The sequence below is a fragment of the Salipiger pallidus genome, assembly GCF_014643635.1.
Taxonomy (GTDB): Bacteria; Pseudomonadota; Alphaproteobacteria; order Rhodobacterales; family Rhodobacteraceae; genus Salipiger; species Salipiger pallidus.
Window position 1 is genome coordinate 147,811 of the sequence record NZ_BMJV01000007.1, and the last position, 25,857, is coordinate 173,667.

Sequence of the window (25,857 nt, forward strand, 5' to 3'; positions counted from 1 at the left end):
CAATCGCATTGCCCGGGCGGGAGTTCCTGCCCGGGCGCATCCAAGAGGGTAGCATGCGGCGCAACCGACCGGAGAAGACGGCGTTGAACCAGTATCGCGGCACCGCGATCCGGGCGCACGGCATCACCGGCACCGCCCGGCCTGCAACGCAAAGGGAGGCCACCTGATGACCCTGCAACTGCTCACCCGCTATACCGGCTTCGACGAAGCACAGTTCGACAGTGACGCCGAGAACCGCGCCAACGCCGGCCTTACGCCACTTCAGCGCTGGACTGAAACCGAAGGCGCCGCCACGTGGATCCTGTTCGAGGTAAACGATCAGGCCAAGGCGCAAGGCTGGCTCGGCAAGGCCGGCAGCCTCGGCCACGCACCCGAATCCTCGCATTTCCTGAGAACCGCCTGATGCTTATGCGTCACGCCCCTCTCATGACCACCTGCGCCCCGGATCAGCTCCGGGGCCTGCCCTTTTCCCTGTCCCTGCCGCAGGCCCGCCCCGGCCTCGGAGTGGAGATTTGCCCATGACGCCCGAACTTGCCGCCCTCGCCGCCACCGTCCTTGTACACATGGCCGCGGTCATGTGGTCCCAGCGCGCCCTCGAAGCCGATGTGGGCCGCGACGGCAATACCGGCCCGCGCGACGGGGTCGAAGGCCGCCTGTCCGAACACACCAAGCGACTGCGCCGGGCGCTGGCGAACCACACCGAGAACATCGGCATCTTCATCATCGCCGTCGTGCTGGTGCAGTTCACGGACAGCAATTCATGGCTGACCGCACTGCTGGCGTGGATCTTCGTTGCCGCCCGCGCGCTCTACCTGCCGGCCTACGCCTTCGGCTGGGCGCCCTGGCGCTCCGTCATCTTCATGGTGGGGCTGCTGTCCTGCTTCGGCATGATTGCAGCGAGCTTCTTCTGATGACCCCGGAACTTACCGTCCTGATCCTCGCGACGCTGCTGCAGCTGCTGCAGATGGCTCTGTTCTCGGTCCTCGCCCAGAAGCAGGTCGGCCGACGCTACGCCATGTCCCCCCGCGACGAAGGCCGCCAGCTCAGCGGCATGGCAGGCCGCGCGCATCGTGCGATGAACAACCACTTCGAGGGGCTGATCCTCTTCGGCATCGCCGCGCTCACGGTCAGCTTCGCCGACGCCGGCAGCGCCGTGACCGCCTTGGCCGCCGGGATCTACCTTCTCGCCCGTATCCTCTACGTCCCGGCCTACCTTTTCGGCTGGACGCCCTGGCGGTCGCTGATCTGGATCGTCGGCCTTGCCGCAACCGCCACCATGCTGATCGCGGCGCTTCTCTAGACCTTCCAATTGCCTCAAATATCCCGGGGGAGTCCGCGGAACGCGGACGGGGGCAGCGCCCCCACCCGGCCCACGATAACGGAAAGGAAAACCCCATGGCACAATACGACGTCATCGTCATCGGCGCGGGCCCCGGCGGCTACGTCGCCGCCATCCGCTGCGCTCAGCTCGGCCTCAAGACCGCCTGCGTCGAAGGCCGCGAAACCCTCGGCGGCACCTGCCTCAACGTGGGCTGCATCCCCTCGAAGGCGCTGCTGCACGCCTCTCACCAGCTGCACGAGGCTGAGCACAACTTTGCCGCCATGGGTCTCAAGGGCGAGACGCCGTCGGTCGACTGGAAACAGATGCTGTCCTACAAGGATGACGTGATCGGCCAGAACACCAAGGGCATCGAGTTCCTGTTCAAGAAGAACAAGATCGACTGGCTCAAGGGCTGGGGCTCGATCCCAGAGGCGGGCAAGGTCAAGGTCGGTGACGACGTTTACGAGGCCAAGAACATCATCGTCGCATCAGGCTCCGTGCCCTCCTCCGTGCCCGGCGCAGAGGTCGAGATCGACGAGAAGGTCATCGTCACGTCCACCGGCGCGCTCGAGCTGCCGGAAATCCCCAAGAAGATGATCGTCATCGGCGCCGGTGTTATCGGGCTCGAGATGGGGTCGGTCTATGCCCGCCTCGGCGCCGAGGTCGAGGTGATCGAGTTCCTCGACCACATCACCCCCGGCATGGACGCGGACGTGCAGAAATCGCTGCAAAAGCTGCTGTCCAAGCAGGGCCTGAAGTTCACCCTCGGGGCCGCAGTGTCAAAGGTCGAAGCGACGGATGGCAAGGGCAAGGTGACCTACAAACTGCGCAAGGATGACAGCGAACACGAGGTCGATGCCGACGTGGTGCTGGTCGCCACCGGCCGCAAGCCCTTCGTCGACGGGCTTGGCCTCGAGGCGCTTGGCGTCGAGATGACCAAGCGTGGCCAGATTGCCACCAATGACCACTGGGAAACCAGCGTCAAGGGCGTCTACGCCATCGGTGACGCCATCGAGGGCCCGATGCTGGCGCACAAGGCCGAGGACGAAGGCATGGCCTGCGCCGAAGTGCTGGCGGGCAAGGCCGGTCACGTGAACTATGGCGTGATCCCCGGCGTGATCTACACCCACCCCGAGGTCGCCTCGGTCGGCAAGACCGAAGCCCAGCTGAAGGACGAGGGCCGCGCCTACAAGGTCGGCAAGTTCTCGTTCATGGGCAACGGCCGCGCCAAGGCTGTGTTCGCCGGTGACGGCTTCGTCAAGATCCTCGCGGACAAGGAAACCGACCGTGTGCTTGGCTGCCATATCATCGGGCCGGCGGCGGGCGATCTCATCCACGAGGTCTGCGTGATCATGGAATATGGCGGCTCTGCCGAGGATCTCGCGCTGACCTGCCACGCCCACCCGACCTTCTCGGAAGCGGTGCGCGAGGCGGCTCTGGCCTGCGGCGACGGCGCCATCCACGCCTGAGGCATTACCGGAGGGGCTGTCGCGGCCCCTCCATCTGCCCTGTGCGCGGTCAGCACCCGGCGCGCGCCATGGCAAAGCCAAATTCCTTGCAAAGGAATTTGCTGCCCCCCGAAGTTTACGAAAAGATCACTCCGCCGGTTTCGGCGAGCCTGCCTCGGCCATGAGCCGGTCGCTGGCCTCTTCCACCACGGCCTCGAGCTGCGGCAGGAACTGGTCGCGCGGCAGGCCCGCCTCGATGCGCGGCAGGAACTCCACGATGGCACGGCCCGGCTTGCGGTAGATGCCCTTGCGCGGCCAGAACAGGCCGACATTGGTGGCCGCAGGCACGCAAGGCTGGCCCAGTTCACGGTAGAGCAGCGCGGCCCCGACCTTGTAGGGCACCTTCACATGCGGCGCGACGCGCGTGCCCTGCGGGTAGATGATCAGCTGGCCCGGGAAGCTCTTGCCGCTTTCCACGTCGCTCAGCATCTTCTGGATCGCCGCACCCCGCTTGCCGCGGTTCACCGGCACGCAGCCGATGCGCACGGCGTATTGCCCCAGCACCGGCATCCACAGAAGCTCGCGCTTCATGATGAAGCGGCCCGCCGGGACATGCGCGAAGATCATTATGATGTCGAGAAAGCTCTGGTGCTTGGATGCGACCATCACCTCGTCCGTGGGCGGGGTGCCGCGGATCTCGGTCTTGAGGCCGACCATCCAGCCCGCCAGCCAGCACACCAGCTTGCACCAGTGACGGCAGGCCGCCAGCGCGCCGCGCCGCGACACGATCGCCCAAGGCGCATAGAGGATGCCGACCAAGGCCATGCCACCGTACATTGCAACGAGGAACAGCAGTGAACGAACCCACTGGATCGCGTATGTCATCAGCTCAGATCTCCCAGTACACGCCGGGCCGCGACCACCGTCGCGGCAAAGGCCACGGCAGAGGCAAGGGGCGGCACCAGAAGCGGCACGACCCAGTGCCAGCCCTTGAACCCCAGCCCCGTAAGGAACCCTGCCGTCTCGCCGCTCGCGGGCAGCAGGAACACCGCCAGCACCCCGACGAAGGTCCCGATACCCGAGCCGGTCAGCGCCCGCAACGTGAAGCGCCGCACAAAGGCGCGAGAAATATAGGCATCCGTGGCCCCCACGAGGCGCAGCACCGCGATGACCTGTGCATTGGCGGCCAGCGCAGCGTTGGCCGCCAGCGTCACCATCGCGCCGACCGCCCCGGCGATCAGGATCGCCGACACCCAGCCCATCAGCTTCAGACGCGCCGCCGCCGCTACCAGTGGCCGCCGCCAGCGGGCGTGATCGTCAAGCACCGCGCCCGGCACCTCGGCCTGCAGGCGCAGGCGCAGGCCCGCGGCATCGTAGCCGTCCGCAGTCTCGGTCACCTCGATCAGCTGCGGCACGGGCAGCTGGTCGACCGGCAAGTCGGGGCCGAACCACGGCTCGAGCAGGGCCCGCTGTTCCGCCTCGCTCAGCGCACGAGCCGAGTCCACGCCGGGTGTCTGTTGCAGTAGCCGCAGCGCCGCCGAGGTCTGCGCCGCCATCTGTCCCTCGGGGGCCGAAATGCGCACTGTGGAGGCGCGTGCCAGCTCATCACCCCACGTGGTGGCAAGCCGCCCCGCTGCCAGCGACAGCGCCAGCGCAAAGACCGCGAGGAAGGCCATCGCCGCCGACACGAAGACCGTCAGCCGCGCGGTAAAGCCGGTGGGCGGCACCACCCGGTCCGAGGCCCTGTCGCCCTGCAGCATGTCCAGTGCAATCCTCACAGCTCTGATCCCGCCGCCTGCAACTTGCGGTTCACGATGCGCAGCACCCGCGCGGGCACCTGGCTCTTGGCGGCGCGGATCAGGGCAAGGTCGTGGGTCGCGATGAGGATGGTCTTGCCCATGCGGTTGAGCTCGACCAGCAGCCGCAGAAGGCGCTGTGACATCTCCCAGTCGACGTTGCCCGTGGGCTCGTCTGCGAGGATGACCTCGGGCGACATGATCACCGCCCGGGCCAGCGCAGCGCGCTGGCGTTCGCCCCCCGACAGCTCGGGCGGCAACGCCAAGGCGCGCTCTGTAAGGCCGACCCAGGCCAGCAGCTCGCGCAGGTTCTCGTCCCCCGACGCGATGGGCTGGCCGGATACAGCCAGAGGCAGGGCAACGTTTTCAGCCAGTGGCAGGTGGTCGAGGAACTGGCAGTCCTGGTGCACCACACCGATGCGCCGGCGGCTCATGGCGATATCGTCGCGCCCCATCTGCCGCACATCCTGCCCGAACAGACGCGCATAGCCCGCCGTGGGCCGCAGCGCGCCGTAGCAGAGCTTCAGCAGGGTGGTCTTGCCGGTACCAGATGGGCCGGTGAGGAAATGGAACGATCCGGGTGCCAGTTGCAGGGACAGCTCGCTCAGCAGCTCGCCACCGCCGTAGCTGTAGGCCACATTGTCCAACTCGATCACGCCAGATACACCCCTGAAACACCCCCGCCAGGCTGAGGCCTGTTGTGCATGAGCCGCGACGCTTATGCAATCCGCGCGGACCGCGGAAATGGGCTTTTCCAAGGGGGGCCGGCAACCTATTGTCACACAAGGAAACGAGGCGCTTTCGCGCCCACAGGCATATGGGGACCAGATGCGGCTGATTTGCCCGAATTGCGGTGCGCAATACGAGGTGCCGACGAACGTCATACCCGAGGGCGGGCGCGACGTTCAGTGCTCCAATTGTGGTCATACGTGGTTCCAGGCGCACCCAGACGACGATCTGAAAACCGCCCCCGCAGAAAATCAGGACAGGCCGACTGCTGACCTGCAGGAGGCGTCGGACGAGGCCATCGCGCCTCCCCCGCCGCCGTCCGATCCCGACGGCACCTCAGAAGACGCATTCGGCGACGACGATCTCAGCGATCCCGACGACGAAGACAAGGCCGAGCCCACCCGCGAACCGGTGCCCGTCCCTGAGGCCCCGACCAAACCGCGCCGCGAACTCGACCCGTCGGTCGCAGAGGTGCTGCGCGCCGAGGCCGAGCGCGAGAAACGTCGCCGCGAGGCGGAAAGCCTCGAAAGCCAGCCCGATCTCGGGCTTCAGGAACCGTCCGAGGACAAGGTGGCCCGCCGCTCACGCGAGGCGCGCGACCGCATGGCGCACATCCAGGGCACGGAGCCCGACACGCCGGCGCCCCACGTCCCTGTCGTCAAGGCCCCGCCGGGCAATGCGGACGCGTCCCGGCAGGATGGCGTGGCAGCTGCAGCCGTTGCCGGGTCGCGCCGGGAGATGCTTCCCGACATCGAAGAGATCAACCAGACCCTCCGTGCATCGTCGGAACGGCATGGCATGGAAACGCCGCAGGGGCGCATGGTCGAGGACGAAGAAGACGAGGCTGAGCGTAGCGGGTTTGCCGCCGGCTTCCGTCTGGTCATCGCCATCATGGTGCTCGCGGTGCTGGTCTACATCATGGCGGACAAGGTGGTCACCGTCTTCCCCGAGTCAGCCGAAATCATGAATGCCTACACCTCATGGGTGGACGGGCTGCGGCTCTGGCTTGATAGCCAGGTGAGCGCTCTGGTGCAGATGATCGCCGGCGGCTCGCCCACCGAGTGAAGGCCCTGCAAGCGCTGGACGAGGACTGGACGAGCGAGCGCAGGGCTGCGGCCATGTCCCGCTCTTTCTAGGCCACCTGCGCGGTGCCGTCCAAGAGGGCGGCGGCGGTCCCCGACGGCATTGCCGGGACGGGCACCGTCTCCGACTTTTCCGGTGATCCGCCCCGCTGGTCGCCGCAGGATAGCGCGGAGATCGCTCCGCACTGATGCGACACCTCCCGTCGTCGGTCCATCGACGAGCGAATGTCCTGCAGATGCCCACCGAAACGCCGCTCAGGCTTGCAACCGGCCCGATCCCGGCGCACCCGCGCTGCTATCCCGTGGCATTTTTGATCATATCTGTGCTAACATTCGGCCGAACCGGCGGCGGGCCGGATTCGCGCATCTGCTGGAGACGATGACAAGATGGACGGCACCCATTCCCAGAACGATCTGAGCCACGTAGTCGAGGCCGACAAGGCCCATGTCTGGCACCACCTTGTCCAACACAAGGCCTTCGAGTCGACCGATCCCCGGATCATCGTCGAAGGCAAGGGCATGCGGGTCTGGGACCAGAACGGCAAGGAATTTATCGACGCCGTGTCCGGCGCGGTCTGGACCGTCAACGTCGGCTACGGCCGCAAGTCCATCGTAGACAAGATGTCCGAACAGCTGATGAAGCTGAACTATTTCGCCGGGGCCGCAGGCTCGATCCCCGGCGCGCTCTTTGCCGAGAAGCTGATCGAGAAGATGCCGGGCATGAGCCGCGTCTACTACACCAACTCCGGATCGGAGGCGAACGAGAAGGCCTTCAAGATGGTGCGCCAGATCGCGCACAGGAAATACGGCGGCAAGAAGCACAAGATCCTCTACCGCGACCGCGATTACCACGGCTCGAGCATCGGCACCATGTCGGCGGGCGGTCAGGATGAGCGCAACGTGCAGTACGGTCCCTTCGCGCCGGGCTTCGTACGGGTGCCGCACTGCCTTGAATACCGCGCCCATGAGCAGGGCTGGGGCGAGCTTTCGGGCGAGGAGTATGGCCGCCGTGCCGCCGATGCCATCGAGGAGGTCATCCTGCGCGAAGGCCCCGAGACCGTCGGCGCGCTCTGTCTCGAGCCGGTGACGGCGGGGGGCGGCGTCATCGTTCCGCCCGAAGGATACTGGCCCCGCGTGCAGGAGATCTGCCGCAAGTACGACATCCTGCTTCACATCGACGAGGTGGTTTGTGGCATCGGGCGCACCGGCACCCACTGGTTCGGCTACCAGCACTACGGCATCGAGCCCGATTTCGTGACCATGGCCAAGGGCGTTGCCAGCGGCTACGCGGCCATCGCCTGCTGCGTCACCAACGAGAAGGTCTTCGATTTCTTCAAGGATGACGCAAACGATCCGCTCAGCTATTTCCGCGACATCTCGACCTTCGGCGGCTGCACCGCCGGTCCCGCCGCCGCGCTGGAAAACATGCGGATCATCGAGGAGGAAGGCCTGCTCGCGAACTGTGCCGAGATGGGGACCTATATGCTTGGCCGGCTCGAGGCGCTCAAGGACAAGCACCCGGTCGTGGGCGAGGCCCGCGGCAAGGGGCTGTTCCTCGGGCTCGAGCTGGTCTCGGACCGGGACACCAAGGAGCCGGTGCCCGAGGCGCAGGTCGGCGCGGTCGTCGCCAACTGCGGTGCACTTGGGGTCATCATCGGGGCCACCAACCGATCGGTCCCGGGGCGCAACAACGTGCTGTGCTTCGCGCCGCCGCTGATCGCCACGAAGGCAGACATCGACGCCATCGTCGATGCGGTGGATCAGAGCCTTGCGAAGGTGTTCGGCTGAGGTCATGAGCACCCAGATCAACGAGCACGGGCAGCCGATGGGCGCGCCCGTGACGTCCGCCCTGCCTCGCCCCCGCCCCACGCGCAGCACGCTGGCGGGGCGGCATGTGCAGCTTGTGCCGATGCATCCGGAACATGCAGATGCGCTGTTCGACGTGTTCGCGGTGGACACCGATGGCGCGGGCTGGACCTACATGCCCCGCGGGCCCTTCACGGACCGCGCCGATGCCGCCGACTGGGCCCTTGCCTCGTCAGCCAGCGAAGACCCGCTGTTCTTCACCATCTGCCGCCCCGATGGCGCGCCCATGGGCTTCTGCTCGTTCCTGCGCATTGCACCGGAGGTGGGCAGCATCGAAGTTGGCTACATCCATTTTGGCCGGGCCATGCGTGGCACCAAGGCGGCCACCGAGGCGATGGCCCTGATGATGGGCCACGCGCTCGGCACGCTTGGGTATCGGCGCTACGAATGGAAATGCGATGCGCTCAACGCGCCGTCGCGGCGGGCGGCAGAGCGGCTGGGGTTCACCTATGAAGGGACGTTCCGGCAGGCCACCGTGGTAAAGGGCCGCAACCGCGACACCGCGTGGTTTTCGATCATCGACAGCGAATGGCCCGCGCTGAAAGCACGGTTCGACCGCTGGCTCGCCCCCGAAAACTTCGACGCGGAGGGCCGGCAGATCCACCCGTTGAACGCATGCTGAGGCCGCTTTTCCCTTGACCGGACGGCACAGGGGCCGCATTGCTTCGGTCATGTTCGGAACAATGACCCCTTGCGCATTCCGTCGACGCCGCAGCCCTTCTGCGGTGGCCGGTCCCGCTGCGCGCCTGTTCCAGAGCCGAGGCATGACGGTCCGTTAAAGACCGCCACCCGGCCCGCAACGCCCGCATCGTCCGAACCCCCGCAGCCCCCGGCTTCGGGGGTTTTTCGTATTCCAGACATCCAGATCCCCGAAAGGACACCCCATGAGCATACGCGTCGGCATTGTCGGCATCAGCGGTTTTGGCGGCGGCGAAGCGCTGCGTCTGATCGCCGCCCACCCCGAATTCGAACTGGTCTTTGCGGCAGGCAGCGGCAGCGCTGGCAGTCGCCTTGCAGACCGCTTTCCGGGCGTGCCCCCGAAGCTTGCCGCACTACGGATCGCGCCGTGGGATCCCGAGACGCTGCCCGATCTCGACGTGCTCTTCGCCTCCCTGCCCACCGGCGCGTCGGCCGAGGCGCTGGCGAAGGTGCCCAGCCGCGTGAAGATCGTCGACATCGGCGGCGATCACCGCTACGCACCGGGCTGGACCTACGGACTGGCCGATGTCTGGCCGGACCGCATCGCCGGGCAGTCCCGCATCGCCAATCCCGGCTGTTTTCCAGCGGCAACCCTGAACACGCTGGCACCGCTGCTGAGCGCCGGGCTGATCCGGCCGGAGGGCATCATCATCGACGCCAAGACCGGCATCTCGGGCGCGGGGCGCGGCGGCGGTGACAGCCGCTTTGGCTATGCGGACAGCAACGAGACGCTACAACCTTACGGCCTTCTGCAGCACACCCACATGCCCGAGATGGCCCGCACCATAGAAGGGTTCGGCGGCAGCGCGCGGGGCCTTGTCTTCACGCCGCACCTCGTGCCGATGACGCGGGGCATCCTCGTGACGATCTACGCGCGGGGTAGCGCCACCACGGCACAATGCCTTGATGCCGCCCGGGATTTCTATGCGGACCGGCCCTTCGTCCGGGTTACGGACAGGCCTCCCCAGACGAAATGGGCCTCGGGGTCGAACCTGAGTTTCGTCCATTACGCCGCCGACCCCGAGCGTGATCTGGTGATCGGCCTGGGGGTGGTGGACAACCTCGGCAAAGGCGCTGCGGGACAGGCAGTGCAGAACGCCAACCTTGCCTGCGGATTGCCGGAAACCGCCGGGCTCGAAGGGATGCCCGTCTGGCCGTGAGCCGCCCGGGGCGGGCGAAGACATGGCCCGCCTGCCCCGCACAAAAGAAAAGGACCGCCGAGGCGGTCCTTTCAGTTCGATCAGGTCAGGAACGGGCTTAGCCGTTCACGCTGTCCTTCAGAGCCTTGGCGATGGTCATCTTGACCTGCTTGTCGGCTTCCTTCTTGAACTGCTCACCGGTGGCGGGGTTGCGCACCATCCGCTCGGGCCGCTCGCGGCAGTAGATCTTGCCGACGCCCGGAAGGGTCACGGCGCCGCCTGCTGCGACTTCCTGGGTGATGAGATCGGTGATCGCGTCCAGCGCGGTGGTCGCGGTCTTCTTGTCCGCGTCCATCTTCTCGGCCAGAGCGGCCACGAGCTGGGTCTTGGTCATCGGTTTCGTCGCCATTTCTATGGTCTCCTTGGCTGCCCGAAGAATTGGGCCTCGATATGCTTTGATAACTTTATCTGGAGTTCAGACACAACGAATAGTGGCTGTTTGCAAGGGAAAAACGCTGATTTCCGCCGCAAACGCTGCCGTCACAGGAACGCTGTTTCCTCAAAACTACGCAGTTTCCGGCTGTGCAGCCGCTCAAGAGGCATGCCACGCAGCGTCTCCATGGCATGTATCCCGATCATCAGGTGGCGCGCCACCTGAGTCTTGTAGAAATCCGAGGCCATGCCGGGAAGCTTCAGCTCGCCGTGCAGCGGCTTGTCGCTGACGCAGAGCAAGGTGCCATAAGGCACCCGGAAGCGGAAGCCGTTGGCCGCAATGGTCGCGCTTTCCATGTCAAGCGCCACCGCCCGGCTCTGGCTGAGACGGCGCACCGGGCCGGATTGCTCGCGCAATTCCCAGTTGCGGTTGTCCACCGAAGCCACGGTACCCGTGCGCATGATCCGCTTGAGGTCGAACCCGTCCAGCTTCGTTTCCTTGGCCACCGCATCCTCGAGCGCCACCTGGATTTCCGCCAGCGCCGGCACCGGCACCCAGAGCGGCAGATCGTCATCGAGCACCTTGTCCTCGCGCAGGTAGGCGTGGGCGAGCACGAAATCCCCAAGGCTTTGCGAATTGCGCAGCCCTGCGCAGTGGCCGACCATCAGCCATGCATGCGGGCGCAGCACGGCGATGTGGTCCGTCGCGGTCTTGGCATTGGACGGCCCTACCCCGATATTCACCAACGTGATCCCGGATCCGTCCGCGCGCTTGAGGTGATAGGTCGGCATCTGCGGCATCTTGAGACTGATGGGCAGATCTCCGTCCGGCGTGTCGATCTCGGCGTTACCGGTGGACACGAAGCTGGTGTAGCCGCTGTCCGGGTCCGCCAGCTGGGCGCGGGCGTAAGCCTCGAATTCCGAAACGTAGAACTGGTAGTTGGTGAACAGCACGTGGTTCTGGAAATGCATCGGATCGGTGGCGGTGTAATGCGCCAGCCGGGCGAGGGAGTAATCCACCCGCTGCGCGGTGAAGGGCGCCAGCGGCTGGGCGCCGTCCTCGGCCGGAACCGCGAGGCCGTTGACGATGTCGTCGTTGGTCACGTTGAGGTCCGGCACGTCGAACACATCGCGCAACACGAAGTCCCCCGCACCATCCTGCGGCACGGTGAGGTCGGGGTAGTTGGCAACGGCGAAATGCACCGGCATCGGCACCGACGACAGGCCGATCTGCACAGGGACCTGGTGGTTTTCCAGCAAAAGGCCGATCTGCTGGCGCAGGTAGTAGCGGAAGAGATCGGGCCGCGTGACCGAGGTGGCAAAGGTGCCGGGGCTCGGCACATGGCCAAAGCTCAGACGGCTGTCGACCTTCCCGTAGGTGGTCGTGGTGACGCGGATCTCGGGGTAGTACGCGCGGATGCGCACGCCGGGATGACCTTTGGCCATGGCCTCGAGAAAGCGGTCATGCAGAAAGCCCACCGCCTCGTCGTAAAGCGCGCAAAGCCGGTCCACGGCGGCGGAGGCATCGGTGAAGAGCTCGGGCGCTGCCGCCTCGGGGGTGACGATCTGGAGCGGTGCCGTTGTGTCCTGCATGCGTACCTCTTGCGCGGTTTTACAGGCAAGGTGACAGCAAGCGCAGGGGCGTTCAAGGCAGACATTCATGACACGCCCGCATGATCGGTGCGCCGTGGGGAAACGGCTGATCGCGGCGCATCGCCGCGGTCGTGGCGGAGCGGAGCTCAGCAGTTTGGCCATGTTGGCCCCGGCGCGGCATCGCGCACCCGACAAGCCGCCAATCGGCGATGCGACCGTGGCGGACCGCCGGCGCAGCATCACGGCGACGATCCACCGCTCAAGAAAACGCCGCGCGGCCTTGGGGCTGCGCGGCGCATGGGTCAGTTTGCAGGCAAGCCCGGCGGGCGGGCCGGCAATCCAGCCAGACATTTGGGCCCGGATCGGATCCGGTATCCGGCGATCAGCTGCGGACCAGCTTCTCGTAGGTCGCGGCGATGTCGAGGGTCAGCGCGCCGACCTCGAAGCTGTAGTCGCCGATCTGGCCCACCGGGGTCACCTCGGCGGCGGTGCCGGTCAGCCAGCATTGCTCGAAGCCGTCCAGCTCCTCGGGCATGATGTGCCGCTCGTGCACGGTGATGCCCTTTTCCTTCAGCAGCTTGATGACCGTCTGACGGGTCAGGCCGTTGAGGAAGCAGTCCGCCAGCGGGGTGTGAACCTCACCGTCCTTGACGAAGAAGATGTTGGCGCCGGTCGCCTCAGCCACGTAGCCGCGGTAATCCATGAACAGCGCGTCCGAGCAGCCCTTGGCCTCGGCCGCGTGCTTGGACATGGTGCAGATCATGTAAAGACCGGCGGCCTTGGCATGAACCGGGATGGTTTCCGGCGACGGGCGCTTCCACTTGGCGATGTCGAGCTTGGCGCCCTTGGTCTTGGCGTCACCGTAGTAGTTGCCCCACTCCCACGCGGCCACGGCCAGCCGGACCGGGTTGCGCGCCGAGGCGACACCCATGTCCTGCCCTGCCCCACGCCACGCCACGGCGCGCACATAGGCGTTGGTCAGGCCGTTGGCCTTCAGCACCTCTTCCTTGGCGGCGTCGATCTGCTCGGCGGTGTAGGGGATCTCGAAATCGAGCTCGTTCGCCGAGAAGCGCAGGCGCTTCGAATGCTCGTGGCCAAGGAAGATCTTGCCATCGTAGCAGCGCTCGCCCTCGAAGACGGAAGAGGCGTAGTGCAGCGCGTGGGTCAGTACGTGCACCTTAGCGTCGCGCCATTCCACCAGCTTGCCGTCCAGCCAGATCTTGCCGTCGCGGTCGTCGTATGCACCTTCCATCACGCTCTCCTTTTCAGCGTCATCAAGATCCCTCACGAAAGCGAGAGAGTCTTTACATATATTGCGTCAATCAAGTCCGCTTCGGACACAAAGTTGCGCAAAAACTGAGACTCGCTAACAGTTCGGTCTTGGAATGTCAACAACGCTGACTTAAAGTGCGGCCCAATACCGGAAGGCGAAGGGACAGCACATGGCGGAGGGGCCCGGAAACCAGGGGCACGGGGGCGAAAGCCTGCTGTACCTGACCGACGAACAGCTGCGGCAAGGGATCGAGGCAATGTTCTTTGCCTACCGGGCCTTTACTGCCGATCCCGACAGGATCCTGCAGGGCAACGGCTATGGCCGCGCCCACCACCGGGCGATCCACTTCATCAACATCCAGCCGGGCACCACGGTGAACAACCTGCTGTCGATCCTCGGGGTGACCAAGCAGTCCCTGAACCGGGTGCTGCGCACGCTGGTCGAAGACGGGCTGGTGGAAAGCCGTGTGGGCCGCATGGACAAGCGCGAACGCCATCTCTACTTGACCGAGGCCGGCGCCGCGCTGGAACACCAGCTGTCGGACGCGCAGCGCGCCCGCATGCGCGCCGCCTACCGGCAGGCCGGCCCCGAGGCGGTCACCGGCTTTCGCCGCGTGCTTGAGGCGATGATGGACCCCGAGATGCACCGCCACTTCTCAGGCCTGCGCGAGGCCCGCTCATGACCGAACCCGACGCCCACATCCTTGTCGTCGACGACGACGAACGTATCCGCGGCCTGTTGCAGAAGTTCCTCGTGCGCAACGGCTTTCTCGTCACCACCGCGCGCGACGCGGCGCACGCCCGGCGCATTCTGTCGGGGCTCGACTTCGACATGCTGGTACTGGACGTGATGATGCCCGGCGAGGACGGCGTCAGCCTGACCCGCGCCATCCGCGAGACCCGCCAGACCCCGATCATGCTGCTGACCGCCCGGGGCGAGACCGAGGATCGCATCAAGGGGTTCGAGGCCGGGGCCGACGATTACCTGCCCAAGCCCTTCGAGCCCAAGGAACTGCTGCTGCGCATCAACGCCATCCTGCGCCGGGTGCCCGACACCCGCGCCGCGGACAGCGCCCCCAAGCTGCTCACCCTTGGCCCTATTCGCTACGACATCGAACGTGCCGAGATGTGGAAGGGCGAAGAGCCAGTGCGCCTTACCGCCACCGAAAGCCACCTGATGCGGATCTTCGCCGCCCGTCCCGGTGAGGCGCTCAGCCGCACCCAGCTCGTCGAAGAGCTGGGCCGCGACAAGGGGCAGGCACAGGAGCGCGCGGTGGACGTTCAGATCACCCGGCTGCGACGCAAGATCGAACCGGACCCCAAGCAGCCGCGTTACCTTCAGACCGTGCGCGGTGCGGGCTACATGCTGGCGCCCGAGTGAGCCGGGGCAGACCGCCCCTGTCACCTCGCGCCGTGCTGCGGTTTCATCCAAAGGCCTGACCACAGGCCCATCCGGGGGAGGACCGACATGACCACCGCACTCATCAGCCACGACGACTGCCTTGGCCACACAACGCCCGAGGGCCACCCCGAACAGGTGGCGCGGCAAGGGCGCGTGCTTGACGCGCTGGCCAGCCTCGACCTGCTGCGCATGGCCGCGCCACCCGCCCGCGACGAAGACATCGCCCACGTCCATCCGCAAGCTTACATCGACCGCATCGCCGCCGCTGCGCCCGAAACTGGCGCGGTCGCGCTGGATGGCGACACATGGATGACCCCCGGCTCCATGATGGCCGCCCGGCGCGGCGCCGGGGCGGCGATCCGCGCGGTGGACGCAGTGATGGCTGGCGAGGCCAGAAACGTCTTCTGCGCCACCCGCCCGCCGGGCCACCACGCCGAACGCGAGACACCCATGGGCTTCTGCTTATTCGGCAATGCCGCGCTGGCAGCGCAATACGCGCTCGACAGGCACGGGCTGAAGCGGGTGGCTGTGGTGGATTTTGACGTGCATCACGGCAACGGCACGCAGGATCTGCTCTGGGACGAGCCGCGCGCCCTGTTCGTGTCGTCGCAGCAATTCCCGCTCTGGCCGGGCACCGGCGCGGCCACGGAACGCGGCGGACATGACAACGTGGTCAACCTCCCCCTGCCCCCGGGCAGTGGCGGGACCGAGATGTACGCGGCGTGGACGCGCGACGGACTACCCCGTCTCGACGCCTTCGCCCCCGAACTGCTGATCATCTCGGCGGGCTTCGACGCCCACCACGACGACCCGCTGGCCCAGCTGTCTTGGCGCGAGGAGGATTTCCGCTGGCTCACCGGCCAGCTGTGCCGCATCGCGGCGCGGCATTGCGACGGGCGGGTGGTCTCGGTCCTCGAAGGGGGCTATGATCTGGACGCGCTGGCCGCATCGGCCCGCGCCCACGTGGAAGAACTGATCGAGGCAGGAAAATGAGCGAAACGCCGGTCGAAACCCCCGTCGAGGATATGTCGTTCGAGCAGGCCATGGCCGAGCTCGAGCAGGTGGTGGGTCAGCTGGAGCGCGGCGAAGTGCCGCTCGAGCAATCCATCAAGCTTTACGAACGTGGCGCCCTGCTCAAGGCCCGTTGCGAGACCAAGCTCAAGGAAGCCGAGGAAAAGGTCGCCGCGATCACCCTCGACGCCAATGGCGAGCCTCAGGGCCTCAAGCCCGTCGAAGGTCTGTAACACCCCATGTTCAGCGATAGCCTCGGGGCCGGCGCGCAGCGCGTCGCAGCCCATTTCGATGCGATGACCGCCGACATGGCCGACCTGCCGGTGATCCACGCCATGCGCTACGCGGTGGTTGGCGGAAAGGGTCTGCGCGGCTGGCTGGTGCTGGAAGGCGCACGGTTGCACGACGTGAGCGAGGACCGCGCGCTCTGGCCCGCCTGCGCCATCGAGGCGATCCACGCCTATTCGCTGGTGCATGATGATCTGCCCTGCATGGACGACGACGACCTGCGCCGGGGCCAGCCCACGGTGCACCGCAAGTGGGACGAGGCCACCGCCGTCCTTGCTGGCGACGCGCTTCAGGCACTGGGGTTCGAGCTGGTCTCGGACCCGCGCTGCCACCCCTCGGCCGAGGTCCGCGCTGATCTGACGCTCAGCCTCGCCCGCGCCTCGGGGGCGCGGGGCATGGTGCTGGGACAGGCGCTCGACATGGCCGCCGAAACCGCGGGCACGCCGCTGACACTGGAGCAGATCACCACGCTTCAGGCCGGCAAGACCGGCGCGCTCATCACTTGGTCGGCACTGGCGGGCACGCGGCTGGCGCAGGCGGACCTTGCGCCGCTGACCGCCTATGCCGACCGGCTGGGCCTTGCCTTCCAGATCGCCGATGACATCCTCGATGTCGAAGGCGATGCAAAGACCGTGGGCAAGGCGGTGGGCAAGGACAAAGGGCGCGGCAAGGCCACCTTCGTGTCCCTGCTCGGCCTCGATGCGGCCAAGGCCCGCGCGGATCAGCTGGTCACCGAGGCCTGCGATGCCCTCGCCCCCTACGGCAGCCGGGCCGATACCTTGCGGGAGGCCGCCCGCTTCGTTATCTCGAGGCGCAACTGAACGCCGAGGATGCACATGGCCGACACGCCCAAAACGCCGCTGCTCGACCGGGTGACCACCCCGGCGGACATGAAACAGCTTTCCGATGATCAGCTGATCCAGCTGGCACACGAGCTGCGGGCCGAGACCATCGCCGCCGTGTCCGAGACCGGCGGCCACCTTGGCGCAGGGCTTGGCGTGGTGGAGCTGACCGTGGCACTGCACGCGGTGTTCGACGCGCCCCGCGACAAGATCATCTGGGATGTGTCGCACCAGGCCTACCCGCACAAGATCCTTACCGGCCGCCGGGACCGCATCCGCACGATCCGTCAGGAAGGCGGGCTCTCAGGCTTCACCAAGCGGTCCGAGTCGCCCTACGACTGCTTCGGCGCGGGCCATTCCTCGACCTCGATCTCGGCGGCGCTCGGCTTTGCCGTTGCGCGCGACCTTGGCGGTGATGGGGAAAACGGCGATGCCATTGCGGTGATCGGCGACGGCGCCATGTCCGCCGGCATGGCCTTCGAGGCGCTGAACAACGCCGGCCACCTTGGCAAACGGCTGATCGTCGTGCTCAACGACAACGAGATGTCCATCGCCCCGCCCACCGGCGCCATGTCCACCTACCTGTCCAAGCTCTACGCCGAGGCGCCTTTCCAGGACCTCAAGGCCGCCGCCAAGGGCGCGGTGTCGCTGCTGCCCGGCCCCTTCCGTGAAGGCGCAAAGCGCGCGCGCGACGTGCTCAAGACCATGGCCGTGGGCAACACGCTCTTCGAGGATTTCGGCTTCAGCTATGTCGGTCCCATCGACGGGCACGACCTGCCGCACCTGCTGCCGGTGCTGCGCACCGTGAAGGCCCGCGCGGACGGACCGATCCTGCTGCACGTGGTGACGAAGAAGGGCAAGGGTTACGCCCCCGCCGAGGATGCCGCCGACCGGGGCCACGCCCGCGCCAAGTTCAACGTGCTCACAGGCGAGCAGAGCAAGGCGCCTTCAAACGCGCCCTCCTACACCAAGGTCTTCGCGAAGGAACTGACCCGCATCGCCGCCGAGGACAGCCGCATCTGCGCCGTGACCGCCGCCATGCCCGATGGCACGGGGCTCGACCTCATGGCGGAACGCTACCCCAGCCGCGTGTTCGACGTGGGCATTGCCGAACAGCATGGCGTGACCTTCGCGGCGGGCCTCGCGGCGGGCGGGATGAAGCCGTTCTGCGCGATGTACTCCACCTTCCTGCAGCGCGGCTACGACCAGGTGGTGCATGACGTCGCGATTCAGCGTCTGCCGGTGCGTTTCGCCATCGACCGCGCGGGTCTTGTCGGTGCCGATGGCGCGACCCATGCGGGCGCCTTCGACATTGCCTTCATGGCGAACCTGCCGGGCATGGTGGTGATGGCCGCCGCCGACGAGGCCGAGCTGAAGCACATGGTCGCCACCGCCGCCGCGCATGACGACGGCCCCATCGCCTTCCGCTACCCGCGCGGCGAAGGATCGGGCGTCGAGATGCCTGAACGGGGCGAAGTGCTGGAGATCGGCAAGGGCCGCATGATCCGCGAGGGCGCACGCGTCGCGATCCTGAGCTTCGGCACCCGGCTGTCCGAGGTCGAGGCCGCCTGCGACCGTCTTGGCGCAGAGGGGATTACCCCCACTGTCGCCGACGCCCGTTTCGCCAAGCCGCTGGACGAGGAGCTGATCCTCGGGCTGGCACGGGATCATGAGGCGCTCATCACGATAGAGGAAGGCTCGGTCGGCGGTTTCGGCAGCCACGTGGCTCAGCTTCTGTCTGACCACGGCGTGTTCGATGACGGGCTGAAGTTCCGTTCGATGGTTCTGCCCGACACGTTCATCGACCATGCCAGCCCTGCCGCCATGTACGAGGCCGCCGGCCTCGATGCGGCGCAGATCGAGGCGAAGGTGCGTCAGGTGCTGGACAAGGCCTGACGCCTAGCCCTTCACCTCGGCGCGCAGACCGGCGCGGTAATCGGGATAGAACAGCTCGACTCCCAGCTCGTCCTTGATCCGCCGGTTCGACACGCGCTTGTTCTCGGCATAGAAGCTGCGCGCCATGGGCGTCATCTCCGCCTCTTCGAAAGGGATTGCCGGCGGCACCGGCAGGCCGATCAGCTCCGCCGCGAAGGCGATGACATCCTGCGGCGGGGCGGGATCGTCATCGCAGAGGTTATAGGCGCTGCCCGGCGAAGGCTGCCTGATCGACGCCTCGAGCACCTGCGCGATGTCGTCGACGTGAATGCGGCTGAACACCTGCCCCGGCTTGATGATGCGCCGCGCCTTGCCGCTGCGCAGCTTGGCGAACGGCCCCCTTCCCGGCCCGTAGATGCCCGCGAGGCGGAAGATATGCAGTGGCAGATCCGGAATGGCCGACCAGTTGCGCTCGGCCTCGAGCCGTTTCTGGCCGCGTGGCGTGCTTGGCCGCAGCGGGGTATCCTCGTTGATCCAGTCGCCGCCATGGTCGCCGTAGACCCCGGTGGTCGACAGGTAGCCAATCCACTCCATGCGCGGCCCATGCTCGGCGATGGCCTCTGCACAAAGCGCGAGCGACGGGTCCCCGATGTCACCAGGACCCGCTGTGATCAACAGGTGGGTCGCTTCGGAAAGAGCGGCAGTCACCGTTTCCGCATCCCATGGCACGGGGGTGATTCCCTCTTCGCGCAGCTCGTCTTCGCCCGCCATGTCGCGGATCGTTCCGAGAACATGCCAGCCCTGAGGGATCAGGCGGCGGGACAGAGCCTTGGCCGAGTAGCCGCAACCAAGTGCAAGAAGTGTATTTTTCATGCGCGCAGAGTGAGTTGTGCTGCCCGAAAATGCAAGCGGTCCCGGCTGAGCGGCAAAGCGCCCATGCGGCGCCACCGGCGTTTGCAGCACCGGGGCGCTGCGCTAATCAGGAGGCGCATTTTCACGAGGACGTCGTTATGTCTCGCACCGCTTTTTCTCGGCCGGCTCATTACTCCCGGCGCGCCAGCCTGCTCATGATCCTTGGCGCTGCTGCCTGCAGCCCGCGAGCTTCGGTTGAAGACGATGAGATCAGCCGTGGTCGCTACAATCCCTCTCTCTATCCGAACGAGACGCCCGAACTGCGGCGTCTCATCAACAAGTGGTCCGACCATTACGAGGTGCCCCGTCGTCTGGTCCACCGGCTGGCCATCCGCGAGAGCACCCACAACCCGTCGGCCCGCAATGGCCCCTACTATGGCCTGCTGCAGATCCTTCCTGCAACGGCCCGCACCATGGGGTTCCGCGGCTCTCCCTCGGACCTCCTCAGCGCGGACACCAATCTTCGGTACGGGGTAAAGTACCTTCGCGGCGCATGGCTGCTGTCTGATGGCAGCCACGACACCGCGATTTCCTGGTACGCCCGCGGCTATTATTACGAAGCCAAGCGCAGGGGCATGTTGGTTGCCACTGGCCTGCGCCAGGGCTGACCTTCAGTTCGTGACCGCGCGCAGCATGGCCGTGTTGGACTGGATGATGGTGTTCAGTTCGACGATTTTGGCCAGGCGGGCCTCGATCTCATCCTGACCGGCGTCGAGCTGGTCGACGATGCCTGACAATGAATCCCCCGAGCCATTCAGCGTCGCACTTTCGATCTTGCACATCATCCGGGTCGAGCTGAGTCCGGTCACGTAGCGCTTCATGTCAAGTACGCTGCGCCCAAGGCGTGTCGCCTCGGTCTCCACGACCTTGAGCGCCTCGTCCGAAAGCTTGCCGAACTGCGTCGCCTCGGTGCGAAGTGTCTGCTGGTCTGCCTGCAGTGCCGCGGTGTTCGGTGCTCCGCGCATGTCTTCCTCGAACAAGGTCGACATCTCCCTTTGCATGACTGCGGCGCAGACGAGGAATTGTCCCCGCTCGATGGTTTCACGCATGCGAATGTAAGTGCTGTCACGCCCCTCCACGAACTCGTGCACCCAGGTCGCCATCTCGTCCAGCATGGAGCCGTAGTTCACCGAGATGGCGCTGATCGGACCACCGGCATTCTCGAGGCGGGAGGCGAGAATGCGCATGTTCATGGGCACCGTGCGGATCGCCTTGATGATCTCGGTCATAGCATCGGTTTCTTCGCGGATCTGGTTGATGGTGTGTACCATCGTCAGGAACCGTTGTTGCCGGGAGTCGAGCGCAATGCCGGTCCGCTTCGACCGCTCTTCCAGTTCTCGCGACAGGGCGGCGGACATGAAAGCGTCATATGTCTCGAACCCGTGTTCTTGCAGGGCTGCCAGCAGCGCCTCGCAGCTGCGCGCCGGGGTGACGCCATCCTCAAGCTCGGCTCGGCGCATCTCAGCATAGATCTCGCGCACGCTGGCGAACAGCTCCGTATGTGGCTTGATCCGGACGGAAATGTAGCCATCGGGTATGGGCCAGGCCACCGCGAGCACCCAGTAATGCCGCCCATCCTTTGTCTTGTTCTTGACGTAGGCCGAAACCTGTTTGCCCGCTTTCAGCCGTTCCCAGAACAGGTGAAACACACCCGTCGGCATGTCCGCATGACGCACCAGCTTGTGTGGCGCCCCTTTCAGTTCTTCCCAACCAAAGCCCGATATGCGCCGAAAAACGCTGTTCCCCTCGATGATCACACCGCGCCTATCCGTGCGGGAATAGAACATGCTGCCCGTCTCGAACGGGACCTCCCCCATGCCGCTGCTGCGGGTCTGGGTCACGAGTTGGGAATCATGTTGCGACATAGTGGCCTCGGGCTGTCAGGGCATCTGCGGCGACCATGTACCGCGCACTCTTACCAAAAGCTGAACGCGGACATCTTTTCGATGCCCGCGCTCCATGTCTTCGCAGAATGTCGCCTCGTGTCAGCCCGGGCTCATGCCCCGCAGACGTTCCGAGCGGCGGCGCAGCAGTTCGACAGTGCTGAGCAGCAGGATCGAGATCCCCACGAGGATCGTCGCGGCCGCCAGAATGGTCGGCGAAATCTGTTCGCGCAGGCCGGTAAACATCTGCCAAGGAAGGGTTTGCAGCTCCGCCGAACCGATGAACAGGACCACCACGACCTCGTCGAAAGAGGTAATGAAGGCAAACAGGCCGCCCGAGATCACGCCCGGCAGGATCAGCGGCATCTGCACCCGGAAAAAGGTGGTCAGCGGGTTTGCGCCCATGTTGGCCGCAGCCCGCGTCAGCGACCGGTCGAAACCGACCAGCGTGGCGGTCACGGTGATGATGACGAAGGGAATTCCCAGCACCGCGTGCGCCAGCACGACGCCCCAGTAGGTGCCGACGATGCCGATCTTTGAGTAGAAGAAATACATGCCGGTGGCTGAGATGATCAGCGGCACGATCATCGGCGAAATGAGGATCGCCATGATCGCCCGCTTGCCCGGCACGTGCGATTGCGACAGGCCGATGGCGGCCAGCGTGCCCAGCGATACCGAGATCAGCGTCGCAACCGGTGCGATAAGCAACGAATTCTTAACGGCCCTGGTCCATTCAGGGTTGGTCAGGAAGTCGCGGTAGTGCCGCAGGCTGTAGCCTTCGGGATCGAAGCGCAGCATTTCCGGCGTGAAGGTAAAGAAGTTCTCCGCGTTGAAGGACAGCGGCATCACCACGATGATCGGGGTGATGAGGAAGACGAAGATCGCCCCGCAGATGACCCGGAAGGTGTAGTGCCACAGCACCTGTCCTGCCGTGAGATATGGCACGAGGTGCACCCGGTAGCGCCCGAAGCCCACCCAGTAGGAGAACCAGCCGAAAAACCAGCCGAACAGCGCCCCGATGACAAGACCGGGGATGGCTCCGAGAAGGAACCCGACCAGCGCGAAGAGAGCGACAACGCCCCAGCGCACGGCTTTCTCGGATTGCGTCCCGAAGATCTGCACCAGCACGAAGGCCAGTGCCGCCATCAGGATGGCGCCCCCGATGATGCCCAGAAGGCTCGAGCCGTTGGCGGCCCCGATGAAGATGCCCGCGAAAGCCCCGGCGGCTCCGACCACTGGAAGGGTAAAGTTCAGGGGCTGCTTCTTGGCGGGTGTGAGGATCACGTCACTCATGGTCTTTACCCCAGCTTCACGTTGTCGATGCCGACGATGCGGTCGTAGGCCCAGTAGAGGATCAGGACCACCGCCAGCAGGATGGCACCCAGTGCCGCGGCGAGGCCCCAGTTGAGCGAGCTCGAGATGTGGTAGGCGATCCGGTTCGAGATGAACGTACCGGTGTTGCCGCCAACGATTTCGGGCGTGATGTAGTAGCCGATCGAAAGGATAAACACGAGGATCGACCCTGCCCCGATGCCCGGGATCGACTGCGGGAAATAGACCCGCCAGAAGGTCGTCCAGTTGGTCGCCCCGAGCGACTTCGCAGCGCGCACGTAGGTGGGCGGGATCGTCGACATCACCGAGTACATGGGCAGGATCATGAAGGGCAGCAGGATGTGGGTCATGGCCACGATCGTGCCGAACTGATTGTTGATCATGGTCAGTCGGGAATCATCCGCCACAAGCCCGATCCACACCAGAACGTCATTGATGACGCCCTGTTGCTGCAACATGACCTTCCAGGCCGACGTCCGCACCAGCAGCGACGTCCAGAATGGCAGAAGTACGAGGATCATCAGCAGGTTTGCCGACCGTGCCGGCAGGTTCGACAGCAGATAGGCCACCGGATAGGCCAGCAGAATGCAGCTGAAGGTGATCATCAGCGACATGAACAGGGTCCGCTGGAACAGCATGATGTAGATCCGCTCGTTCTCGGGACGGGGCTGCACACCGTCAGGCGTCAGCTCCATGTCGACGGAGTTCAGGAAATAGCCCGAGGTGTAGTCCGGCGAATAAAGCTTGATTGTCCGCCAGATCTCGGGGTCGACCCAATCCTCGTCGATCTCCTCGAAGCCCTGCTGGAAGGTGAGGCTTTCGAAATCGGGGCTGGCCACCAGCTCGTCCGCGGCGATCAGCATGTCGGCGCGCGGGCCACTGTAGGAGGACAGGTCGTTCGCGGCGAGGTCCTGGTAAAGCGCGGTATGGACCGCGGACCACGGCTCTTCCTCGAGCGGGCTGTTCTCTTCCTCGTCCTGTTGGAAGAGCGCGAAGTTCTCGTATTGCTCTGCGGTCTTCGGCAGAATGTCGGCGATGCCCTCGCGCAGGGTGAATTCGGGCTGGGAATCGCCCTCCTGCCATTCGGACTGCTCGGCAATCCACTCAGGATCGCCCATGAGCTCGGCCCAAGGCATGGCCTCGTCCCAGTTTTCGTCAAGATCCTCGAACTGGTCCCGGTAGAGCTCGCCGATGTCATCGAGCCCACGGCCCGAGCGACGGAACATCGAGGATGCGCCGGTCTGTTCGTAGTTCAGGCGCGAACCAAGGCGGGTATGGATACGCTGCTCCGCCGCGAAGAACAGGTCGTAATAGGCGCCCTCGTAGACCGCTTCAGGCGGTGTCCCAGCGCCGTCCCATTCCTCGAGCGCCTCGGTGGCGCGGGGCATGGTGTCGGAGACGATCTGGTTCTCGACCGACCTAAAGAGCATGTCACCGATGGGCAGGATGAAGGACACCAGCACGAAGATCAACAGCGGCGCGATCAGCGCCAGCGCCCTTATCTTCTGCATGCGCAGCGCCTTGGCGAGGCTTTTCTTCAGTGGCGTGCCGTCGGCGGAAAGCATCGGGCCGTTGGTCTTGTCGGCCATGCGCATTGCATTGTCCGGTGTCGGTGCATCAAATTTGTCCGGGCCTGTGGCGTCGGTCATGCTGTCCCCGTCGGTTTTCTGTTCTTTATGAATTCTTTTATGTGCTGGTCATCCCGCGCGGAACGACCGCCACCCGCCCCCTTGCAGCCGGTGGGATCAGAGAGGCCGCGAACGGCCCCTCCGGAAGGTTCAGGCGTCAGCCCGCAAGCGCTTATTGCGCGAGCCAGGACTGGAACTTCGCGTCGATGTCGTCGCGGTAGTCGGCCCAGAACTCGTAGTTGTAGAGCAGCGTGTTCCCGGCGTTGGCCGGATCGGTCGGCATGTGCGGCGCCATGTCGATGCCGAGCTCTGCGTGCTGGCCAACCAGCGGGGCCGAGGATTCACGCGCCGGGCCGTACGAGATGTAGGCTGCCTGGTCCGCAAGGCGCTGGGTGTCAGTGGCGAAGTACAGGAAGTCCTTCACGCGGGCGAGCGCCTCGTCCGACAGACCGGCCGGGATGATCCAGCCATCAAGGTCGAACACCTGCATGTCCCAGAGCATGTCGACCGGCTGGTCCTGCTCGACGATCAGCGAGAAGAGGCGGCCGTTGTAGGTCGAGCCCATGATGACTTCGCCGTCGGCCAGCAGCTGCGGGGTATCCGCACCGGCAGACCACCACACGACGTTGTCCTTGATGGTGTCGAGCTTGGCAAGCGCCTGGTCCTGGCCTTCCGGGGTCTCGAGAACGTCGTAGATCTCGTCCTTGGCCACGCCGTCGCAGTACAGCGCCCATTCCATGTTGTTGATCGGACGACGCTCGAGCGAGCGCATGCCCGGGTAGGTCTCGAGATCGAAGATCGCGCAGATGTCAGACGGCGGGGTGTCGCCGACGAGGTCGGTGCGGTAGCCGACGGTGGTCGAGTAGACGATCTGCGGGATGTAGCAGTCGGACACGATCAGGTCGCCGAAATCGTCCTCGGCCGAGGTGCCGTCATCGCCTTCGGCGAGCAGCTCGTCAGGATCGTATTCCATGGCGAGGCCTTCGTCGCACAGGCGGATGGCATCTGCGGCCACCACGTCCACGAGATCCCAGGTCACGTTGCCGGCTTCGTTCATTGCGCGGAGGCGGGCCACCGCCTCGTTCGAGCTTTCATCCCAGGAAACGCTGACCTCGGGGTGCTCCTCGAGGTAGGGCTTCACATAGGCTTCGTCCTGGCTGCGCTGGTAGGCACCGCCCCACGACACGATGGTCATGCTGTCGGCCATGTCCTGAGCGGCCACCGCACCGGCGGCGACGGTCAGCGCCGTGGATGCCAGAAGTGTCTTGGTCAGTTTCATTCGTAAGCTCCCATTGCGACCCGTAGTG

26 protein-coding genes are annotated in these 25,857 nt (G+C 65.5%); 15 read left to right on the forward strand and 11 right to left on the reverse strand.

All coding sequences use genetic code 11. The annotated features are described in order from the left end of the window. Positions 1–166: 166 nt before the first annotated feature. The 4 genes from IEX41_RS16795 (at position 167) to lpdA (ending at position 2,790) form a co-directional block, all read left to right on the forward strand. Entirely contained in the window at positions 167–403 is a 237-nt protein-coding gene (locus IEX41_RS16795; RefSeq protein WP_188791454.1) for a DUF3303 family protein, read from the forward strand. A 115-nt stretch (positions 404–518) separates the two neighbouring features. Next, the gene (locus IEX41_RS16800) at positions 519–911 is read left to right on the forward strand and encodes an MAPEG family protein (protein WP_188791457.1); all 393 of its coding nucleotides are present in this window, start codon (positions 519–521) and stop codon (positions 909–911) included. Further along, positions 911–1,300 carry an MAPEG family protein gene (locus IEX41_RS16805; RefSeq protein WP_188791459.1) on the forward strand — a complete coding sequence of 130 codons (390 nt, stop codon included), beginning with the start codon at positions 911–913 and terminating at the stop codon, positions 1,298–1,300. Before IEX41_RS16800 ends, IEX41_RS16805 begins: the two co-directional genes overlap by 1 nt. Positions 1,301–1,395: 95 nt before the next feature. Next, entirely contained in the window at positions 1,396–2,790 is a 1,395-nt protein-coding gene (lpdA, locus tag IEX41_RS16810; protein WP_188791460.1) for a dihydrolipoyl dehydrogenase, read from the forward strand. A gap of 126 nt (positions 2,791–2,916) precedes the next feature. Here the strand turns inward: lpdA and IEX41_RS16815 are convergent, their stop codons facing one another. Genes IEX41_RS16815 through IEX41_RS16825 form a run of 3 tightly spaced genes read right to left on the reverse strand, consistent with a single transcriptional unit; the run spans position 2,917 to position 5,221 of the window. Next, positions 2,917–3,654: a lysophospholipid acyltransferase family protein gene (locus IEX41_RS16815; RefSeq protein WP_188791462.1), complete on the reverse strand. Its 738-nt coding sequence runs from the start codon at positions 3,652–3,654 to the stop codon at positions 2,917–2,919. After that, on the reverse strand, positions 3,654–4,529 hold the full coding sequence (locus IEX41_RS16820) for a cell division protein FtsX (RefSeq protein WP_188791526.1): 876 nt from the start codon (positions 4,527–4,529) through the stop codon (positions 3,654–3,656). Before IEX41_RS16820 ends, IEX41_RS16815 begins: the two co-directional genes overlap by 1 nt. Before the next feature lie 14 nt (positions 4,530–4,543). Beyond that, positions 4,544–5,221 (reverse strand): cell division ATP-binding protein FtsE, encoded by a 678-nt coding sequence (locus tag IEX41_RS16825; protein WP_188791464.1) that lies wholly within the window; start codon positions 5,219–5,221, stop codon positions 4,544–4,546. Between the two features lie 172 nt (positions 5,222–5,393). Here IEX41_RS16825 and IEX41_RS16830 point away from each other — a divergent pair, with 172 nt between their 5' ends. The 4 genes from IEX41_RS16830 to argC all read left to right on the forward strand — a co-directional run bounded on the left by IEX41_RS16830 (position 5,394) and on the right by argC (position 10,101). Continuing rightward, positions 5,394–6,359, forward strand: coding sequence for a zinc-ribbon domain-containing protein (locus tag IEX41_RS16830; RefSeq protein WP_188791465.1), 966 nt, complete (start codon positions 5,394–5,396; stop codon positions 6,357–6,359). A gap of 404 nt (positions 6,360–6,763) precedes the next feature. Next, positions 6,764–8,164 carry an aminotransferase family protein gene (locus IEX41_RS16835; protein ID WP_188791467.1) on the forward strand — a complete coding sequence of 467 codons (1,401 nt, stop codon included), beginning with the start codon at positions 6,764–6,766 and terminating at the stop codon, positions 8,162–8,164. A gap of 4 nt (positions 8,165–8,168) precedes the next feature. Beyond that, positions 8,169–8,864 carry a GNAT family N-acetyltransferase gene (locus IEX41_RS16840; RefSeq protein ID WP_188791468.1) on the forward strand — a complete coding sequence of 232 codons (696 nt, stop codon included), beginning with the start codon at positions 8,169–8,171 and terminating at the stop codon, positions 8,862–8,864. A gap of 262 nt (positions 8,865–9,126) precedes the next feature. After that, positions 9,127–10,101 (forward strand): N-acetyl-gamma-glutamyl-phosphate reductase, encoded by a 975-nt coding sequence (gene argC / locus IEX41_RS16845; RefSeq protein WP_188791470.1) that lies wholly within the window; start codon positions 9,127–9,129, stop codon positions 10,099–10,101. Between the two features lie 97 nt (positions 10,102–10,198). On the opposite strand, the gene IEX41_RS16850 is transcribed toward argC, so the two are convergent. The 3 genes from IEX41_RS16850 to IEX41_RS16860 all read right to left on the reverse strand — a co-directional run bounded on the left by IEX41_RS16850 (position 10,199) and on the right by IEX41_RS16860 (position 13,357). Then, a complete protein-coding gene (locus IEX41_RS16850; RefSeq protein ID WP_188791472.1) occupies positions 10,199–10,489 on the reverse strand; it encodes an HU family DNA-binding protein in 291 nt (96 codons plus the stop codon). 131 nt (positions 10,490–10,620) lie between these two features. After that, entirely contained in the window at positions 10,621–12,105 is a 1,485-nt protein-coding gene (locus tag IEX41_RS16855) for an AMP nucleosidase (RefSeq protein ID WP_188791474.1), read from the reverse strand. Between the two features lie 382 nt (positions 12,106–12,487). Then, positions 12,488–13,357: a branched-chain amino acid aminotransferase gene (locus IEX41_RS16860; RefSeq protein WP_188791476.1), complete on the reverse strand. Its 870-nt coding sequence runs from the start codon at positions 13,355–13,357 to the stop codon at positions 12,488–12,490. A gap of 190 nt (positions 13,358–13,547) precedes the next feature. On the opposite strand from IEX41_RS16860, the gene IEX41_RS16865 reads away from it, so the two are divergent. The 6 genes from IEX41_RS16865 (at position 13,548) to dxs (ending at position 18,816) form a co-directional block, all read left to right on the forward strand. Beyond that, positions 13,548–14,060 (forward strand): MarR family winged helix-turn-helix transcriptional regulator, encoded by a 513-nt coding sequence (locus IEX41_RS16865; protein ID WP_188791478.1) that lies wholly within the window; start codon positions 13,548–13,550, stop codon positions 14,058–14,060. Then, positions 14,057–14,758 carry a response regulator gene (locus tag IEX41_RS16870; protein ID WP_188791479.1) on the forward strand — a complete coding sequence of 234 codons (702 nt, stop codon included), beginning with the start codon at positions 14,057–14,059 and terminating at the stop codon, positions 14,756–14,758. Before IEX41_RS16865 ends, IEX41_RS16870 begins: the two co-directional genes overlap by 4 nt. An 87-nt stretch (positions 14,759–14,845) precedes the next feature. Continuing rightward, positions 14,846–15,772 carry a histone deacetylase family protein gene (locus tag IEX41_RS16875; protein WP_188791481.1) on the forward strand — a complete coding sequence of 309 codons (927 nt, stop codon included), beginning with the start codon at positions 14,846–14,848 and terminating at the stop codon, positions 15,770–15,772. After that, the gene (locus IEX41_RS16880; RefSeq protein WP_188791482.1) at positions 15,769–16,023 is read left to right on the forward strand and encodes an exodeoxyribonuclease VII small subunit; all 255 of its coding nucleotides are present in this window, start codon (positions 15,769–15,771) and stop codon (positions 16,021–16,023) included. Before IEX41_RS16875 ends, IEX41_RS16880 begins: the two co-directional genes overlap by 4 nt. Positions 16,024–16,029: 6 nt before the next feature. Then, the gene (locus IEX41_RS16885) at positions 16,030–16,899 is read left to right on the forward strand and encodes a polyprenyl synthetase family protein (protein WP_188791484.1); all 870 of its coding nucleotides are present in this window, start codon (positions 16,030–16,032) and stop codon (positions 16,897–16,899) included. Positions 16,900–16,914: 15 nt separating this feature from the next. Further along, the gene (gene dxs / locus IEX41_RS16890) at positions 16,915–18,816 is read left to right on the forward strand and encodes a 1-deoxy-D-xylulose-5-phosphate synthase (protein WP_188791486.1); all 1,902 of its coding nucleotides are present in this window, start codon (positions 16,915–16,917) and stop codon (positions 18,814–18,816) included. 3 nt (positions 18,817–18,819) lie between these two features. Here dxs and IEX41_RS16895 read toward each other — a convergent pair whose 3' ends face one another. Then, the gene (locus tag IEX41_RS16895; RefSeq protein WP_188791488.1) at positions 18,820–19,668 is read right to left on the reverse strand and encodes an SDR family oxidoreductase; all 849 of its coding nucleotides are present in this window, start codon (positions 19,666–19,668) and stop codon (positions 18,820–18,822) included. A 137-nt stretch (positions 19,669–19,805) separates the two neighbouring features. Between IEX41_RS16895 and IEX41_RS16900 the strand changes: the two genes are divergently transcribed. Continuing rightward, positions 19,806–20,315, forward strand: a complete 510-nt coding sequence (locus IEX41_RS16900) for a lytic transglycosylase domain-containing protein (RefSeq protein WP_373285655.1) — start codon at positions 19,806–19,808, stop codon at positions 20,313–20,315. 3 nt (positions 20,316–20,318) lie between these two features. Here the strand turns inward: IEX41_RS16900 and IEX41_RS16905 are convergent, their stop codons facing one another. The 4 genes from IEX41_RS16905 to IEX41_RS16920 form a co-directional block, all read right to left on the reverse strand. Next, positions 20,319–21,548 (reverse strand): PAS domain-containing protein, encoded by a 1,230-nt coding sequence (locus IEX41_RS16905; RefSeq protein ID WP_229673308.1) that lies wholly within the window; start codon positions 21,546–21,548, stop codon positions 20,319–20,321. A gap of 144 nt (positions 21,549–21,692) precedes the next feature. Next, a complete protein-coding gene (locus IEX41_RS16910) occupies positions 21,693–22,883 on the reverse strand; it encodes an ABC transporter permease (protein ID WP_188791492.1) in 1,191 nt (396 codons plus the stop codon). Positions 22,884–22,888: 5 nt separating this feature from the next. Continuing rightward, positions 22,889–24,571, reverse strand: coding sequence for an ABC transporter permease (locus IEX41_RS16915; protein WP_188791494.1), 1,683 nt, complete (start codon positions 24,569–24,571; stop codon positions 22,889–22,891). Between the two features lie 151 nt (positions 24,572–24,722). After that, positions 24,723–25,829 carry an extracellular solute-binding protein gene (locus IEX41_RS16920; protein ID WP_188791496.1) on the reverse strand — a complete coding sequence of 369 codons (1,107 nt, stop codon included), beginning with the start codon at positions 25,827–25,829 and terminating at the stop codon, positions 24,723–24,725. Positions 25,830–25,857 lie beyond the last annotated feature (28 nt).

Excerpts from the sequence above, each read along its gene's own strand:
- IEX41_RS16875 (WP_188791481.1), top strand. The coding sequence starts at position 14,846 with ATGACCACCGCACTCATCAGCCACGACGACTGCCTTGGCCACACAACG.
- IEX41_RS16895 (WP_188791488.1), bottom strand. The coding sequence starts at position 19,668 with ATGAAAAATACACTTCTTGCACTTGGTTGCGGCTACTCGGCCAAGGCT.
- IEX41_RS16855 (WP_188791474.1), bottom strand. The coding sequence starts at position 12,105 with ATGCAGGACACAACGGCACCGCTCCAGATCGTCACCCCCGAGGCGGCA.
- IEX41_RS16815 (WP_188791462.1), bottom strand. The coding sequence starts at position 3,654 with ATGACATACGCGATCCAGTGGGTTCGTTCACTGCTGTTCCTCGTTGCA.
- argC (WP_188791470.1), top strand. The coding sequence starts at position 9,127 with ATGAGCATACGCGTCGGCATTGTCGGCATCAGCGGTTTTGGCGGCGGC.
- dxs (WP_188791486.1), top strand. The coding sequence starts at position 16,915 with ATGGCCGACACGCCCAAAACGCCGCTGCTCGACCGGGTGACCACCCCG.
- IEX41_RS16865 (WP_188791478.1), top strand. The coding sequence starts at position 13,548 with ATGGCGGAGGGGCCCGGAAACCAGGGGCACGGGGGCGAAAGCCTGCTG.
- IEX41_RS16805 (WP_188791459.1), top strand. The coding sequence starts at position 911 with ATGACCCCGGAACTTACCGTCCTGATCCTCGCGACGCTGCTGCAGCTG.
- IEX41_RS16830 (WP_188791465.1), top strand. The coding sequence starts at position 5,394 with ATGCGGCTGATTTGCCCGAATTGCGGTGCGCAATACGAGGTGCCGACG.
- IEX41_RS16910 (WP_188791492.1), bottom strand. The coding sequence starts at position 22,883 with ATGAGTGACGTGATCCTCACACCCGCCAAGAAGCAGCCCCTGAACTTT.
- IEX41_RS16820 (WP_188791526.1), bottom strand. The coding sequence starts at position 4,529 with ATGCTGCAGGGCGACAGGGCCTCGGACCGGGTGGTGCCGCCCACCGGC.
- lpdA (WP_188791460.1), top strand. The coding sequence starts at position 1,396 with ATGGCACAATACGACGTCATCGTCATCGGCGCGGGCCCCGGCGGCTAC.
- IEX41_RS16915 (WP_188791494.1), bottom strand. The coding sequence starts at position 24,571 with ATGACCGACGCCACAGGCCCGGACAAATTTGATGCACCGACACCGGAC.
- IEX41_RS16880 (WP_188791482.1), top strand. The coding sequence starts at position 15,769 with ATGAGCGAAACGCCGGTCGAAACCCCCGTCGAGGATATGTCGTTCGAG.
- IEX41_RS16870 (WP_188791479.1), top strand. The coding sequence starts at position 14,057 with ATGACCGAACCCGACGCCCACATCCTTGTCGTCGACGACGACGAACGT.
- IEX41_RS16885 (WP_188791484.1), top strand. The coding sequence starts at position 16,030 with ATGTTCAGCGATAGCCTCGGGGCCGGCGCGCAGCGCGTCGCAGCCCAT.
- IEX41_RS16840 (WP_188791468.1), top strand. The coding sequence starts at position 8,169 with ATGAGCACCCAGATCAACGAGCACGGGCAGCCGATGGGCGCGCCCGTG.
- IEX41_RS16920 (WP_188791496.1), bottom strand. The coding sequence starts at position 25,829 with ATGAAACTGACCAAGACACTTCTGGCATCCACGGCGCTGACCGTCGCC.
- IEX41_RS16900 (WP_373285655.1), top strand. The coding sequence starts at position 19,806 with ATGTCTCGCACCGCTTTTTCTCGGCCGGCTCATTACTCCCGGCGCGCC.
- IEX41_RS16850 (WP_188791472.1), bottom strand. The coding sequence starts at position 10,489 with ATGGCGACGAAACCGATGACCAAGACCCAGCTCGTGGCCGCTCTGGCC.
- IEX41_RS16795 (WP_188791454.1), top strand. The coding sequence starts at position 167 with ATGACCCTGCAACTGCTCACCCGCTATACCGGCTTCGACGAAGCACAG.
- IEX41_RS16800 (WP_188791457.1), top strand. The coding sequence starts at position 519 with ATGACGCCCGAACTTGCCGCCCTCGCCGCCACCGTCCTTGTACACATG.
- IEX41_RS16860 (WP_188791476.1), bottom strand. The coding sequence starts at position 13,357 with ATGGAAGGTGCATACGACGACCGCGACGGCAAGATCTGGCTGGACGGC.
- IEX41_RS16835 (WP_188791467.1), top strand. The coding sequence starts at position 6,764 with ATGGACGGCACCCATTCCCAGAACGATCTGAGCCACGTAGTCGAGGCC.